Origin of the sequence: Streptomyces sp. NPDC002825 (assembly GCF_040295385.1) — a bacterium.
GTDB lineage: Bacteria > Actinomycetota > Actinomycetes > Streptomycetales > Streptomycetaceae > Streptomyces.
In genome coordinates this window covers 40062-54329 of sequence record NZ_JBEOVH010000037.1, presented here as the reverse complement: position 1 = coordinate 54329, position 14268 = coordinate 40062, and the positions used below count along the sequence as shown (strand labels likewise).

Genomic DNA, 14268 nt, shown 5'->3' with positions numbered 1-14268 from the left:
CCTTCCGGCGCTCCGCGCCGTACCGCTGCTCAGGCGAGCAGGGTGAGCCGGGCGTGGGTGCCGTTGAGGTAGTGGTCCCCGATGTCCCGGAGGCGGTGGGCCGCCTGGGTGGGGGCGGTGAGCGCGCGGGCGTTGCGCCAGAAGCGGTCGAAGCCCGGCCCGCCGCCCCGGACGTCGGCGCCCGCCGTGCCGTCGACGAGTTCCAGGATGCGGGTGGTGATGTGGACGGCCGCCCGGCCGGTGACGGTCTCGGCCGCCGCCACGAGGACGGCGATGTCGGCGCGTTCCTCCAGACCGAGCGACCACTCGGCGAGCAGTCCACGGGCGAGGGCGTCCGTCGCCCGCTCCACCACCGCGGCGGCGGCGTGCGCGGCCGTCGCCAGCTCCCCGTAGGCGAGCAGGAGGTACGGATCGTCCCCGGCCCCGGCCGACGCGGTGCCGTCCGCACGGGAAGGGCCGCCCCCATCGTCGGCGACGGCGGGTCCCGCCTGCTCGGCGCGGCTGATGTCCCGGGCCTCGGCGAGCGCCCCCTCGGCGATGCCGAGCCCCACCTGGACGAGGAGCAGCCGCAGGACGAGCGGGGCGAGGGTGGTGAAGGGCGCGACGGCGTGCTCGTCGTGCGGGAGGACTCCCAGGACGTGCGCGGGATCCACCGGCACGTGGTCGAAGGTGACGGTGCCGGCCCCGGCCAGCCGCTGACCGACCCGGTCCGTGCCGGCGTCCGTGAACACCCCCGGGTGGGCGGGGTCCACGAGGACGACGTGCAGGTCGCCGGTGCCGCCGGGACGTGCGCCGACGACGAGCCGGTCGGCGACGGTCACCCCTGAGGCGAAGGTGCGGCGCCCGCCGAGGATCCAGCCGCCGCCGGAACCGTCGGCGGGGGTGAGCGTGAGTCCGGGCTCGGTCTCGGCGCGCGGCGGTTCGACGCCGCCGGCGAGCAGCCAGCGCTCCTCGGCCGTACACACGTCGAGGGAGAGCACGGGGGCGCCGGCGTCTCCGCGCTCGTGTGCGCCGCCCTGGCGCGCACCGGCCTCGCGCGCACCGGCCTCGCGCGCACCGCCCTCGTGCGCTCCGGCCTCGTGCGCTCCGGCCTCGCGCGCGCCGCCCTCGCGCGCGCCGCCCTCGCGCGCGCCGCCCTCGTGCGCGCCGCCGAAGAAGCGGCTGCTCCAGGAGAGCGCGTAGTGGTGGGCGAGCAGTTCGCCGACCGAACTGTCGGCGGCGGAGATCTCCCGTACCACCGCACAGGCGGCCCGCCAGTCCGCGCCCCGGCGGGTCGGCCCCGGCGCGGTGAGGAGGGCGGGCAGGCCCGCCTCCTGGAGCCGCGCGACCTCGTCGAAGGGGGCCTTGCCGGCCCGGTCCCTGGCGAGGGCGTCGACGGCGAGGTCGTCGGCCAGCTCGCGGGTGACGCGGGGCCAGATCTCGTCGTCCGCCGGCCGGTCGACAGGCCGGCCGGGTGGTGCGGAGGCGGTGCGTATCGCTGGTCTTTTCGGCGATTTCCTCGGCGTACTCACGTCACCTCACCTGATCCCCACTATCCCCACTGGAATAGTAGGGATAGTGGCAGAGGTGACCGTGTGACCCCAAGGGGCGTCCACGGGATGGACAAGCTCGTATCGGCGAGCGAGACGGCGTCAGATCGACGCAGCCGGCGGGAGGTCCCCCCCACGGCTCAGGGGTTGGTCCAGGCCTCCGGATCGTCCGCGAGCGCGACGATCTCCGCCGGGAGCTTCGCCGCCGCGAGCTCCGCGAGGGACACCCCGAGCACCCCGCGGACACTCGCCCGCAGCGCGATCCACAGCGTGAGCAGCGACTCGGCGGGCCCCGTGTACGACAGCTCCGGCGGCCGCTCCCCGCGCACCGAGACCAGCGGGCCGTCCACGCAGCGGATGACGTCCGCCACCGAGATCGTCTCGGCCGGCCGGGCCAGCCAGTACCCGCCGTTGCCGCCGCGCTGGCTCTGCACCAGACCCCCCTTGCGCATGTCGCCGAGGATGCCCTCCAGGAACTTGTGCGAGATGTCCTGGTCCACCGCGATGGCCTCGGCCTTCAGCGGCCCCGCGTCCTGGGCGGCGGCGAGCTGGAGGGCGGCCCGCACCGCGTAGTCGGCCCTGGCTGAAATGCGCATGCGCGCATTATTCCGCACGGACGTGACCGGATCCCGTGCGGCCGTCCCGCGCCGTGAGACGGGCCGCACCGCACCCTTGACGTCACCCATGACCCGCCGGACACTCATGGACGGGAAACCGAGCGAACAGGTAGGAAACCATGGGACGCACCGGCCGGAGGGACACCTCACCCACCGCGCCCCTCCCGCGCTCGCTGCCCCTCACGTCCCGCAGGCACATCGATCTGCTGCGGGTCTGCAGCGCCGCGAGTCACCGTTCCCGCCCGGGCGTCCACCCGTCCGCCGGAGCCTGATCCGCCGGGCCGGCCCCGGGCGCCCGCCGCGATCCGCCCGTCTCCTCTTCCCGTACCTCTGCTGCCTCCGGGCCCCGCGCGACCCCGCGTCACACCGCCGTGACCGGGCCGCCGCGCGCCGCCCGACCCAGCACCGAGCACCCCCGAGGGAGAAGCATGCCCGTCGTCGTCCCGTCCTGGCTCCTGCCCGCCTCCGCCGTACCCGCCTTCCGGGGCCGGATCGGCCGCGACGCGTGCAGCGGCCACTACGCCGTGCCGCACCGCTACCGCCTCCACGTCGACCCGTCCGACCCCCGGTGTCTGGGCATCGCCCTCACCCACAGCCTCCTCGGACTCGACGACACGCTCCCGCTCGACGTGCTCCCCGGCACCCCCGACACGCCCGACGGCGGGTACGCCGCGCTCCGCCCGCTGTACGAGGCCAGCGCGCACCTCTACGCCGGGCCGGCCGCCGCGCCCGTACTCAGTGACGGATGGACCGGACGGATCGTCAGCACCCACGTCCCCGACATCCTGCGGGACCTCGCCCTGCGCTTCCGCGGCGACGGCCCCGACCTGCTGCCCGAGGAGCACCGCGACGCCGTCGACGCCATCGCCGACCTGTGCGAGCGCAGCGTCAACCGGGCCGCCCAGCGCGCCGGCGAGCTCGGCCTCGACGGCGAGGACGCCCACCGCGACCCGCTCACCGTCCTCTTCGCCGCGCTCGGCTCCCTCGAACGCCGCCTCGCCCGCGGGCCGTACGTCCTCGGCGACGCGCCCACCGCCGCCGACGTGCACGTCTGGGTCACCCTCGTCCAGCTCGACACCGTGCACCGCTGGCACCTCGACGCCGCCGCCATGGACCGGGTCGCCGGACACCCCGCCCTGTGGGCCTACGCCCAGCGCCTGGCCGCCCGCCCCGAGTTCGCCCGCCACCTGGACATCGAGGCCCTCCTGCGCCGCCACCGCGCCCACTGCCGCGGCCGTGAGGCCGCCGGCGCCGGGATACGCCTCGTCGACTGGACCGCCGCCGCACCGCGCTGACGCGCGGCAGGGCGGCGCATAGCACCGCACAGCACCGCACCACATCGCGCCGACGCACGCCGCACCGTGCCGACGCGCGGCAGGGCGGCGCACCGCACCGCGCCGACCCGTGCGTCAGCCGACGCGGTGGCCCGCCAGCGGTGCCGTGTCGTCGCCCGAGCCCGCGCGGACTCCGCGCAGGAACGCCTCCAGGGCCTCGAGGGAGCTCGCCGCCGGCTCCCACCCCAGCTCCAGGCGGGCCCGTTCGGTGGCGAGGATCGGCAGGTGCCGCAGGGCGTCGAAGAGCCCCGGGGAGGCCGGGGCGAGCCGCAGCTTCCAGGCCGCCGACAAGGCACCCCGTACCGCACCGGCCGGGACCTTCACCGGCCGGGCGTGCAGCAGCTCACCCAGCGTCGCGCCGTCGATCACCGGCTCCGCGGCCAGGTTGAACGCGCCCCGGACGTCCCTCAGGAGCGCCCGGCGATAGGCGTCCGCCGCGTCCTCCGTGTGCAGGACCTGGAAGCGCAGCCCCTCGAACTCCGGGAGCAGCGGCAGCAGATCGGGCCGCACCAGCTGCCCCGGGAAGAACCGCCCGGCGAAGATCCGCCGCTGCCCGCTCGCCGACTCCTCCTTGAAGAGGAACGCCGGACGCATCCGCACCACCCGGGTCATCGGATGGTCCCGCTCGAAGGTGTCGAGGACCCGCTCCAGATAGGCCTTCTCCCGGGTGTACGCGGCGCCCGGCCAGCCGTGCGTCGGCCACGCCTCGGACACCGGGGCGCCGCCCTCGGGGCCGGGGGAGTAGGCGCCCACGGAGGAGGCGCACACGAGCACCGGGACCCGCGCCGCCGCCACCGCGTCGAAGACGCGCACCGCGCCCAGGACGTTGGTCCGCCAGGTCTCCACCGGGTCGTGCGTCGGACCGAACCGCCAGGCCAGGTGCACCACGGCGTCCGCGTCCGCCACGTACTGCGCGAGCCGGGGCTCGTCCCCCTCCCGGGAGAGGTCCAGTTCGGCCCACTCCACGCCGGGGAGATCGAGTCCCGGCCTGCGCCGGGCGAGACCGAGGACCGAGCCGACGCCCGGATCGCGCCCCAGGATCCGGACCAGGCTCGTCCCCACGTTGCCGGTGGCGCCCGTGACGACGACGCGCGAAAGCGTGCTCGGGTTCATGTCTCCGACCCTCCGCCATCGGCGGCGGAAGCGCATTCCGGCAGCTTCCCCGACAGCCCTGCTCACGGAGCGTGGCCGTACGGTTCGCGAGTGTGGCCGACGACCGGGAATATGAAGCGACTCAGGAGACAGGAGAACGGCCATGCTGCTGCCCGACAGGAACACCGTCGAACGGCTGCTCCGGCACTTCCGCGCCCAGGAGCGGAGCGTCCTGGACAGGCCGGGCGACCTGTCGGCCCGCCGGCGCTTCGAGGACACGGCGTACACCCTGTGCGTCCTCATGGGAGAGCGCACCGCCCGCGAGGCCGTCCTCGCCGCCGAGCGGTACGTGGCCTCGGGAGGAGATCAGGAATCGAGAAGCATCGTCATCGTGCCGCCACTAGCGTGACAGTCACGACCTTCGCCCACGTGCTCGACGTGCTCGGCCACGGGCGCGAAGGATCACCGTCAGGAACCGCGCGAAGGCTGGAGACACGATGAGCAGGGCCCCGAGGGCGGACAAGCAGGCGTCCGTGCCGCACGCCGCCGACCGACACGACCTGATCCGCGTGCACGGCGCGCGCGAGAACAACCTCAAGGACGTGAGCATCGAGATCCCGAAGCGCCGCCTCACCGTCTTCACCGGCGTCTCCGGCTCGGGCAAGAGCTCCCTCGTGTTCGACACGATCGCCGCCGAGTCGCAGCGGCTGATCAACGAGACGTACAGCGCCTTCGTCCAGGGCTTCATGCCCACCCTCGCCCGGCCCGAGGTCGACGTCCTCGAAGGCCTGACGACCGCGATCATCGTCGACCAGCAGCGCCTCGGCGCCGACCCCCGCTCCACCGTCGGCACCGCCACCGACGTCAACGCCATGCTGCGGATCCTGTTCAGCCGGCTCGGCAAGCCGCACATCGGCCCGCCCAGCGCCTACGCCTTCAACGTCCCCTCCGTCCGGGCGAGCGGAGCCATCACCGTCGAGCGCGGGAACAAGAAGACCGAGCGGGCGACCTTCGAGCGCACCGGCGGCATGTGTCCGGGCTGCGAGGGCCGGGGCACCGTCTCCGACATCGACCTCACCCAGCTCTACGACGACTCCAAGTCGCTCGCCGAGGGCGCGCTCACCATCCCCGGCTACACCCCCGGCGGCTGGAACTACCGGCTCTACAGCGAGTCCGGCCTCGTCGACCAGGACAAGCCGATCCGCAAGTACACCAAGAAGGAACTCCAGAACTTCCTCCACCACGAGCCCGTCCGGATGAAGATCGCCGGGATCAACATGACCTACGAGGGTCTGATCCCGCGCATCCAGAAGTCCTTCCTGGCCAAGGACAAGGAGGGCATGCAGCCCCACATCCGCGCCTTCGTCGAGCGGGCCGTCACCTTCACCACCTGCCCCGACTGCGACGGCACCCGGCTCAGCGAGGGCGCCAGGGCCTCCAAGATCAAGAAGATCAGCATCGCCGACGCCTGCGCGATGCAGATCAGCGACCTCGCCGACTGGGTCCGCGCCCTCGACGAGCCTTCGGTGGCGCCGCTGCTCACCGCGCTCCAGCTGACCCTCGACTCCTTCGTGGAGATCGGCCTCGGCTACCTCTCCCTCGACCGGCCGTCCGGCACCCTCTCGGGCGGTGAGGCACAGCGCGTCAAGATGATCCGCCACCTCGGCTCCTCGCTGACCGACGTCACGTACGTCTTCGACGAACCGACCATCGGCCTGCACCCGCACGACATCCAGCGGATGAACGACCTGCTGCTCCAGCTGCGCGACAAGGGCAACACCGTGCTCGTCGTCGAGCACAAGCCGGAGGCCATCACCATCGCCGACCACGTCGTCGACCTCGGCCCCGGCGCCGGCACGGCGGGAGGCACCGTCTGTTTCGAAGGCACCGTCGACGGCCTGCGCGCCGCGGGCACCGTCACCGGCCGCCACCTCGACGACCGGGCCGCCGTCAAGGAGTCGGTGCGCACGCCCACCGGCGCCCTGGAGATCCGGGGCGCGTCCACGCACAACCTGCGCGACGTCGACGTCGACATCCCGCTCGGCGTGCTCACCGTCGTCACCGGTGTCGCCGGCTCGGGCAAGAGCTCGCTCGTGCACGGCTCGATCCCCGCCGGCGAGGAGGTGATCTCCGTCGACCAGAGCCCGATCCGCGGGTCCCGGCGCAGCAACCCCGCCACGTACACCGGGCTCCTCGACCCGATCCGCAAGGCCTTCGCCAAGGCCAACGGCGTGAAGCCGGCGCTGTTCAGCGCCAACTCCGAGGGCGCCTGCCCCACCTGCAACGGCGCGGGCGTCATCTACACCGACCTCGGGATGATGGCCGGCGTCTCCTCCACCTGCGAGGACTGCGAGGGCAAGCGGTTCCAGCCCTCCGTGCTCGAATACCTCCTCGGTGGCCGGGACATCAGCGAAGTCCTGGAGATGTCCGTGACCGAGGCCGAGGAGTTCTTCGGCTCCGGCGAGGCCCACACCCCGGCCGCGCAGCGCATCCTCGCCCGGCTCGCCGACGTCGGGCTCGGCTACCTGAGCCTCGGCCAGCCCCTCACCACCCTCTCCGGCGGCGAGCGGCAGCGGCTCAAGCTGGCCACGCACATGGCCGACAAGGGCGGCGTCTACGTCCTCGACGAGCCGACCACCGGCCTCCACCTCGCCGACGTCGAGCAGCTCCTCGGCCTCCTCGACCGGCTCGTGGACTCAGGCAAGTCGGTCATCGTCGTCGAGCACCACCAGGCGGTCATGGCGCACGCCGACTGGATCATCGACCTCGGCCCCGGCGCGGGCCACGACGGCGGGCGGATCGTCTTCGAGGGCACGCCCGCCGAACTCGTCGCGGCTCGCTCGACCCTCACCGGCGAGCACCTCGCGGAGTACGTCGGCGCCTGACCCGTCCGACGGCGGCGACCCGGGGCCCCGGCCACCGGGTCGCCGCTCACCCCCGAGTACGGGGGAAGAGCGCCCGGGGCGCGTCCACGCAGGTGTCCCGCGAGACGGGGCCGCCGAACCGCAGCCGGTCGTACGCCGTGAACGCCGGCTCCAGGACGTCGAGCGCGTCCACGCGCGCGTGGAGCGCGTCGCGCCACTCCGGCGAGGGATCCGCCCCGGCGGCCGCGAGTCGCGCGGTGATCTCCGCCGACAGCCGCTCCTTGCGCCGGATGTTCGCCGGAGTCACCTCGTGCAGGCACACGTACTGGCCGCTCAGATACGCCCCCCACTCCTCCTCGCCCCGGACCGGGTCCTCCCAGTGCCCGGTGAACCACGCGCGCAGCCGGCCGGGACCGCCCGCCGCATCCGCGAGCGCGAACAGATCGCGCGGCACCATCTCGGCGCCGTCCGACCGCAGATAGCCAGGCAGCGGCAGCAGACCCGCGAGCATCAGCCCCCGGACCTCGTCGGCGTCCCGGCCCAGCCGGGCGCACAGCGTGTCCAGCGGGACGAACTGGGCGGAGACGTACGCGTCGTCGGCGGCGGTCATCGGATGGTCGCCGTTCACCTCGCGGAACCGCTCGGCGATCCGTACGGAGGCGGGCGTACTGTCCGTCATCGGGCACTCCTCGGGAAGGCCGTCCGGGCCGGTCCCGGACGGTGTTCCCGCAGGCTAGAAGCCGGACAGTGCGGCGCCCACCGAACCGTCACCGACCCGGCCCGGGCCCGGTGTCCCCCGTGACACCGCACGACCGGCGGCCTCGAAGCGGGACGTTCAGGACCGGCGGGCCGTCCTGCGCCCACCCCCAGCGAGGGAGCGCGGGACGTTGAGGACTGGCCCGGCGTCCTGCGCCACCCCTCAGCGAGGGAGCGCGGGACGTTGAGGACTGGCCCGGCGTCCTGCGCCACCCCCACAGGGCGAGCGCGGGACGTTCAGGACTGGCGCGCCGTCCTGCGACGCCAGCCCCACAGGGCGAGCGCGGCCGCGCAGGCCGAGCCCACCAGGGCCAGCGGAAGCCCGGCCGACGGGCTCGACGCCGCCGCCTCCGGGGCCCTCTTCCCGGGCGCTGCCAGGGCCTCCGCACCCAGCTCCGCGCCTGCCCGGGGCGGCGCCACCGGCGCCACCGGCGCCGGCTTCGCCTCGTGCCCCTCGCGGGCCACCGACACGGCCCGCGTGCCCGCGTCCTCCTTCGCCTTCGCCCGTACCGGCGCGAGCGAGCCCACCGGCTGCACCCGCCCCGCCGCCTCGAAGCCCCAGTCGAGCAGCTCCCGCGCCTCCTCGTACACGGCGAAGCCACCGCCCTCCTGAGGGTTCATCACCGAGACGACGAGCGTCCGGTCGCCCCGCCGGGCCGCCGAGATCAGGGTGTTGCCCGCGTTGCTCGTGTAGCCGTTCTTGATCCCCAGGAGCCCCGGGTAGCGCTCCACGCCGTCCGCGCCCGTCAGGAGCCGGTTGGTGTTGGCGATCCCGTACGACCAGGAGCCCGCCGGGAAGTCCGCGTACGCCGTGGAGCAGTACCGGGCGAACGCCGGGTCCTGGAGCCCCGTCCGGCCGAACACGGCCAGGTCGTATGCGGAGGACACCTGGCCCGGTGAGTCATAGCCGTCGGGGGACACCACATGGGTGTCCTCGGCGCCCAGGGAGCGGGCCTTCTCCTGCATCTGCCGGGACATCGACTCCCAGCCGCCGTTCATCTCCGCCAGCACGTGCACGGCGTCGTTCCCCGAACTGAGGAACACCCCGTTCCACAGGTCCGAGACCTTGTACGTGTACCCCTCCTTCACGCCCACCAGGCTGCTCCCGGCCCCGATCCCGGTCAGCTCGGAATCGGCCACGGTGTGCAGCTCGGAGGGCTTGTGGTGGGGGAGCGCGGTCAGCGCGAACAGGGCCTTGAGGGTGCTGGCCGGCGGCAGCTTCCGGTGCGCGTTCCGCGCGGCGAGCACCTCGCCCGAGGTGGCGTCCGCCACCACCCACGACAGGGCGGAGACCGAGGGCACGGAGGGTGCGCCCGGCAGCCGCTGCACCTGCGTGCCCTTGCGGTCGAGCCGCGCAGGATCGACGTACTGGCGCGCGGGCGGGGTGGGCTCCCCGACCGAGGCCGTGACCGGGGAGACGGAAGTGGCCGGAGAGGCGGCGGCCGCCGGAACGGGCAGCACGAACAGCAGCGCCGCGGAACCGGCGGCGGCATGACGGACAGCTGACGTGACAATCATTCAGCCACCGTAGGAAGGAGGCCGGGACCCCGCAGATCGGAGTGCGCCGACCGGCGTAGCGCGTGTGGCGTTCGGCGGCGCGTCGTGCGTCCGCCCGGGTGGTGCGGACCCGTCGAGCGGGCCCGGACCCGCTGTCGGTGGCGCAGGGCATCCTTGTGACGTGCCCTCATATCCGCATCACAGCAACGCCGTTCCGGACGGGACACCCGCCTCGGCCCCCGCCGGGCCGGCGGCCAGGTCCGTTCCCAGCCCCGCCGGTCCCTTCGGCGCGCCCGCGCTCCGGACCGAGCGGCAGTCCCGCACGGCCCCCGTCGGGCACATGATCGTGTGCGGCGACGACGCCCTCTCCCACCGTCTCGCGCGCGAGCTCCACGAGGTGTACGGGGAGCAGGTCACCCTCCTGGTGCCGGCGCTGCCCGACGCACCCCGCACACCCGCGGGACGCGCCGGCGGGCGTGCGCTCGCCCTCTTCGGGCGGGTCACGGCCGCCGTCACCCGCACCACCGGGACCGGGGCCACGACCGGAACCTCCGAGGACGGCAGCGAGCCGGCCGGCACCCTGCGGGTCGTCGAGGCGGCGGAGGCGGACGACCGGGCGCTGAGGGACGCCGGAGTGGAGCGCGCCGCCGCCCTCGCCCTCGTCCACGAGGACGACGAGACGAACATCCGGGCTGCGCTCACCGCCCGCCGCCTCAACCCCCGGCTCCGTCTGGTGATCCGGCTCTACAACCGCAAGCTCGGCCAGCACCTCGAAACGCTCCTCGACCAGGCGGCGGCCGTCGCCGAACCCGGACTCGACCCCGAGAAGCTCGACGCCGCCACCACGGTCCTGTCCGACGTCGACACCGCCGCCCCCGGTCTGGCCGCGGCCGCCGTCGCGGGCACCAGCAAGGTGGTCCAGGCCGGGGGCCTGCTGCTGCACGCCGTCGACCGGCCGCCCGTCGCGGGCCAGGCACCCGACCCCGGGCTCTGCACACTCGCCCTGCTCTCCGCCACCGCGGGCGACCCGGCCGGCTGCGAGGGCTCCGAGCGCAGCGGCGACGCGGGCCCCAGGCTCCTGCCGGACGACCGGACGGTCGCGGCCGCCGTCGGGCGGGCCGCCGTCACCCTCGAAGCGGTCACCCCGGCGGGTCCGGCCCTCCCCGCGGCCCGGCTCGCCGCTTCCGCGCTGCCCGTCGCCTCGCTCTTCTCCCGCCGGCTGCGCTGGTCCCTCGCGGGCGCCTTCGCCGCCGTCCTGGCGCTCGCCCTCGCCTCCACCCTCACCACCGGCGACCACCCCCTGCACGCCGCCTATCTGACGCTCCTCGACATCTTCGCCATCGGCGACCCGGCCGTCGGGGAGCCGACCAGCCGCCAGCTGCTCCAGATCCTCGCCGGGTTCGTCGGCCTGCTCCTGCTGCCGGTGATCGTCGCAGCGCTCCTCGAAGGCCTCGGCACCTTCCGCACCGCGACCACCCTGCGCCGCCCTCCGCGCGGACTCTCCGGCCACGTCGTCCTCCTCGGGCTCGGCAAGGTCGGCACCCGCGTCCTCGCCCGGCTCCGCAGACTGAACATCCCGGTGGTGTGCGTCGAATCCGACCCCGAGGCCCGGGGCATCGCCGTCGCCCGCCGGCTGCGCGTGCCCACCGTCATCGGCGACGTCACCGAGGAAGGCGTCCTGGAGGCCGCCCGCATCCACCGCGCCCACGCGCTCCTCGCCCTGACCAGCGTCGACATCACCAACCTGGAGGCCGCGCTCTCCGCCCGCGCCGTCACCCCCGACCTGCGGGTCGTGCTGCGCCTGTACGACGACGACTTCGCCACCGCCGTCTTCCGCACCCTGCGCACCGCCCACCCCGGGGCCCTCACCCGGAGCCGCAGCGTCTCCCACCTCGCCGCGCCGGCCTTCGCGGGCGCCATGATGGGCCGCCAGGTCCTCGGCGCCGTGCCCGTGGAGCGCCGGGTCCTGCTCTTCGCCGCCGTGGACGTCGCCGACCATCCGCTCCTGGACGGCCGGACGGTCGCCGAGGCCTTCCGCCCGGGCGCCTGGCGGGTCATCGCCCTCGACGGACGCGCGGCCGGCTCCGGCGGGGGCCGGGGCCTGCAGCCGGAGCGGCTGCTCGGGGTGGGGGACCGGGTCGTGGTGGCCGCCACCCGCCGCGGCCTGGCCGAGCTCCTCGGCCGCGGCGGCCGGGACGAGCACAGCGCGCCGGACAACTCCGTACGAACGGAGCGGGGTTGACCGTAGGATCTGACCGCTCACGTGCCGGAACAGCCCTCGACGACCCCTCCGGGGCCGGCGAGGGGCCGCACGTGCCCGCATGTGCCCGCAAGAGCCCTCACCGGGTCCGCATCCGCAGTGCCCGCGCCGGTCCGCATCCGCAGTCAGGAGTCCCTTCCTTGAACACACCGCACACCACGCCGGCCGCCGGCCGCCCGCCGTACCGCATGGACCCGGCGGGCGGCTGCCCGCACGCGCCGAACGCCCGGCTGCTCGCCGAAGGCGCGGTGGCCCCGGTGATCCTGCCCGGCGAGATCGAGGGCATGGCGGTGCTCGGCCACGACGCGCTGCGCGACTTCCTCACCCACCCCGACGTCGCCAAGGGACCCCAGCACTTCACCGCGCTCGCCGAGGGCCGCATACCCCAGGGCTGGCCGCTGCTGACCTTCGCCACCGTCCCCGGCATGATCACCGCGGACGGCGCCGACCACCGCAGGCTGCGCACCCTCGTCAGCAGCGCCTTCACGGCCCGCCGGGTCGAGGAGCTCCGCCCGCGCGTCGAGACGGTCACCGCCGGACTCCTCGACGGACTCGCCGAGGCCGCCCGCGCCGGCGACGGCGTCGCCGATCTGCGCCGCCACTACGCGCTACCGCTGCCCCTCGGCGTCATCTGCGAACTCCTCGGCGTCGACCCGGCCCACCAGGACCGGCTGCACCACCTCTCCAGCGTGGTCGTCGCCACCGACACCGAGCCCGCCCGGGCCGTCGCCGCCAATCGCGAACTCGTCGAGCTCCTGGGCTCCATCGCCGCAGCCAAGGCCGCCGCCCCCGGCGACGACCTCACCAGCGCCCTCATCGCCGCCCGTGACGACGGCGGCGACCGGCTCAGCCAGCCCGAGCTCATCGGCACCCTGCTTCTGATGATCATCGCGGGCCACGAGACCACCCTGAACCTGGTCACCAACGCGGTCCGGGCGCTCTGCGCCCACCGCGACCAGCTCGCCCTGGTCGTCGAGGGCCGCGCGGACTGGGCCGACGTCGTGGAGGAGACCCTCCGCTGGGACAGCCCCGTCAGCTACTTCCCGTTCCGCTACCCCACCCGCGACCTGACGGTCGACGGCACGGTCATCCCGAAGGGCACGCCGGTCCTCGCCGGATACTCGGCGGCGGGCCGCGACACGAAGGCCCACGGCCCGGACGCCGACCGCTTCGACATCACCCGGCCCGCGACGGTGAAGCACCTCTCGCTGGGCCACGGCCCCCATTACTGCCTGGGCGCCCCGCTCGCCCGGATGGAGGCCGCGATCGCCCTGGAGGCGCTCTTCACCCGCTTCCCCGACCTGGACCTGGCGGTCCCGGAGACCGAGCTGACCCGCCACTCCGGCTTCGTCGGCAACAGCGTCCGGACCCTCCCCGTCCGGCCGGGCGTCTGACGAGGCGGCAGGACGGCCACGGCCGGGCTTCCGTCCGCCCCCCACGAGGCCGGGGCCGCGGGTGACGGGCACCCGGACACGCCCCGGCCGCGTCACGGGGCGTGCCGCGTCAACCGGTGCGCCCCCAGGCGGTCGCGGGGGAGGCCCGGAGGGAGGAGACGAGGCGCAGCAGCCGGTCCTCGTTGCCCGCGAGGCCCGCGGCGCGGAGCGCCTCGTCCGCCTCCGCCATCGGATGGGTGAGCATCACCCCGGCGTACGGGGCGAGCTGCGGGTCGGTCAGCACGGCCTGAGTGGATTCGAGCAGCCGCAGGTACGCCTGGGCGGCCGCGCGCTCGCTGGCGGTGATCGTGGTCATGTCGGGCTCCCTCTCGACAGTTCGGCGCTCACCACCCTCTCGTACGGGTCTGACAATCGGGCTCAGGCCCGCCCGTCGAGGTGCTCCGCCAGCCGTTCAAGGAAGACCCGCTGTCCGGAGACCAGCAGCGGAGCGGCGGCCTGCGGGGCGAACCAGCCCACCCGGTCGATCTCCGGGAACTCCCCCTGGATCCCGGACCGGGGCGGCCACTCCATGACGAACGTTCCCGGCACCACCTCGGCGGGGTCGAGATCGCCCTCGACGGCCCACACGGTGACGAGCTTTCCGTTCCGCTGGCGGGACTCGCCGAGGGCGAACCACTCGCCGTCCGGGGCCGGGAGCCCCAGCTCCTCCAGGAACTCACGGGCGGCCGCGGCCTCGGGGGCCTCGTCCGGTTCGTACTCACCCTTGGGGATCGACCAGGCCGACTCCTCGCGGGACGCCCAGAAGGGCCCGCCCATGTGACCGATGAGGACCTCGACGCCACCGTCCGTCGTACGGCGGAAGACCAGGAGACCCGCGCTGCGCTTGTCCGGCATGCGCACCAGTGTGTCCGAAGGGCCCGGCCGA

The 14268-nt window shown here is 74.5% G+C and carries 12 protein-coding genes; 5 read left to right on the top strand and 7 right to left on the bottom strand.

The window, feature by feature from the left end; translation table 11 throughout:
- Positions 1–29: 29 nt before the first annotated feature.
- Together ABT041_RS33835 and ABT041_RS33830 are read right to left on the bottom strand one after the other, a co-directional pair.
- Positions 30–1511, bottom strand: a complete 1482-nt coding sequence (locus tag ABT041_RS33835) for an acyl-CoA dehydrogenase family protein (protein WP_351191746.1) — start codon at positions 1509–1511, stop codon at positions 30–32.
- A gap of 158 nt (positions 1512–1669) precedes the next feature.
- Complete coding sequence (locus tag ABT041_RS33830; protein ID WP_351191744.1) at positions 1670–2125, bottom strand: RrF2 family transcriptional regulator; 456 nt, start codon at positions 2123–2125, stop codon at positions 1670–1672.
- A gap of 449 nt (positions 2126–2574) precedes the next feature.
- On the opposite strand from ABT041_RS33830, the gene ABT041_RS33825 reads away from it, so the two are divergent.
- On the top strand, positions 2575–3441 hold the full coding sequence (locus tag ABT041_RS33825; RefSeq protein WP_351191742.1) for a glutathione S-transferase C-terminal domain-containing protein: 867 nt from the start codon (positions 2575–2577) through the stop codon (positions 3439–3441).
- A 114-nt stretch (positions 3442–3555) separates the two neighbouring features.
- Here the strand turns inward: ABT041_RS33825 and ABT041_RS33820 are convergent, their stop codons facing one another.
- Positions 3556–4593, bottom strand: a complete 1038-nt coding sequence (locus ABT041_RS33820) for an NAD-dependent epimerase/dehydratase family protein (RefSeq protein ID WP_351191740.1) — start codon at positions 4591–4593, stop codon at positions 3556–3558.
- A gap of 142 nt (positions 4594–4735) precedes the next feature.
- On the opposite strand from ABT041_RS33820, the gene ABT041_RS33815 reads away from it, so the two are divergent.
- Together ABT041_RS33815 and ABT041_RS33810 are read left to right on the top strand one after the other, a co-directional pair.
- Positions 4736–4981 carry a DUF5133 domain-containing protein gene (locus ABT041_RS33815; protein ID WP_351191738.1) on the top strand — a complete coding sequence of 82 codons (246 nt, stop codon included), beginning with the start codon at positions 4736–4738 and terminating at the stop codon, positions 4979–4981.
- A gap of 88 nt (positions 4982–5069) precedes the next feature.
- Entirely contained in the window at positions 5070–7457 is a 2388-nt protein-coding gene (locus tag ABT041_RS33810; RefSeq protein WP_351191736.1) for an ATP-binding cassette domain-containing protein, read from the top strand.
- A gap of 46 nt (positions 7458–7503) precedes the next feature.
- Here the strand turns inward: ABT041_RS33810 and ABT041_RS33805 are convergent, their stop codons facing one another.
- Complete coding sequence (locus tag ABT041_RS33805) at positions 7504–8115, bottom strand: DUF6058 family natural product biosynthesis protein (RefSeq protein WP_351191734.1); 612 nt, start codon at positions 8113–8115, stop codon at positions 7504–7506.
- 314 nt (positions 8116–8429) lie between these two features.
- A complete protein-coding gene (locus ABT041_RS33800) occupies positions 8430–9710 on the bottom strand; it encodes a D-alanyl-D-alanine carboxypeptidase family protein (RefSeq protein ID WP_351191732.1) in 1281 nt (426 codons plus the stop codon).
- 319 nt (positions 9711–10029) lie between these two features.
- On the opposite strand from ABT041_RS33800, the gene ABT041_RS33795 reads away from it, so the two are divergent.
- Both ABT041_RS33795 and ABT041_RS33790 read left to right on the top strand, forming a co-directional pair.
- Complete coding sequence (locus ABT041_RS33795) at positions 10030–11931, top strand: NAD-binding protein (RefSeq protein ID WP_351191806.1); 1902 nt, start codon at positions 10030–10032, stop codon at positions 11929–11931.
- 206 nt (positions 11932–12137) lie between these two features.
- A complete protein-coding gene (locus ABT041_RS33790) occupies positions 12138–13343 on the top strand; it encodes a cytochrome P450 family protein (protein ID WP_351191804.1) in 1206 nt (401 codons plus the stop codon).
- A gap of 109 nt (positions 13344–13452) precedes the next feature.
- On the opposite strand, the gene ABT041_RS33785 is transcribed toward ABT041_RS33790, so the two are convergent.
- Together ABT041_RS33785 and ABT041_RS33780 are read right to left on the bottom strand one after the other, a co-directional pair.
- Positions 13453–13698 carry a hypothetical protein gene (locus ABT041_RS33785; RefSeq protein ID WP_189806716.1) on the bottom strand — a complete coding sequence of 82 codons (246 nt, stop codon included), beginning with the start codon at positions 13696–13698 and terminating at the stop codon, positions 13453–13455.
- Positions 13699–13760: 62 nt separating this feature from the next.
- Complete coding sequence (locus tag ABT041_RS33780) at positions 13761–14237, bottom strand: NUDIX hydrolase (RefSeq protein WP_351191729.1); 477 nt, start codon at positions 14235–14237, stop codon at positions 13761–13763.
- Positions 14238–14268 lie beyond the last annotated feature (31 nt).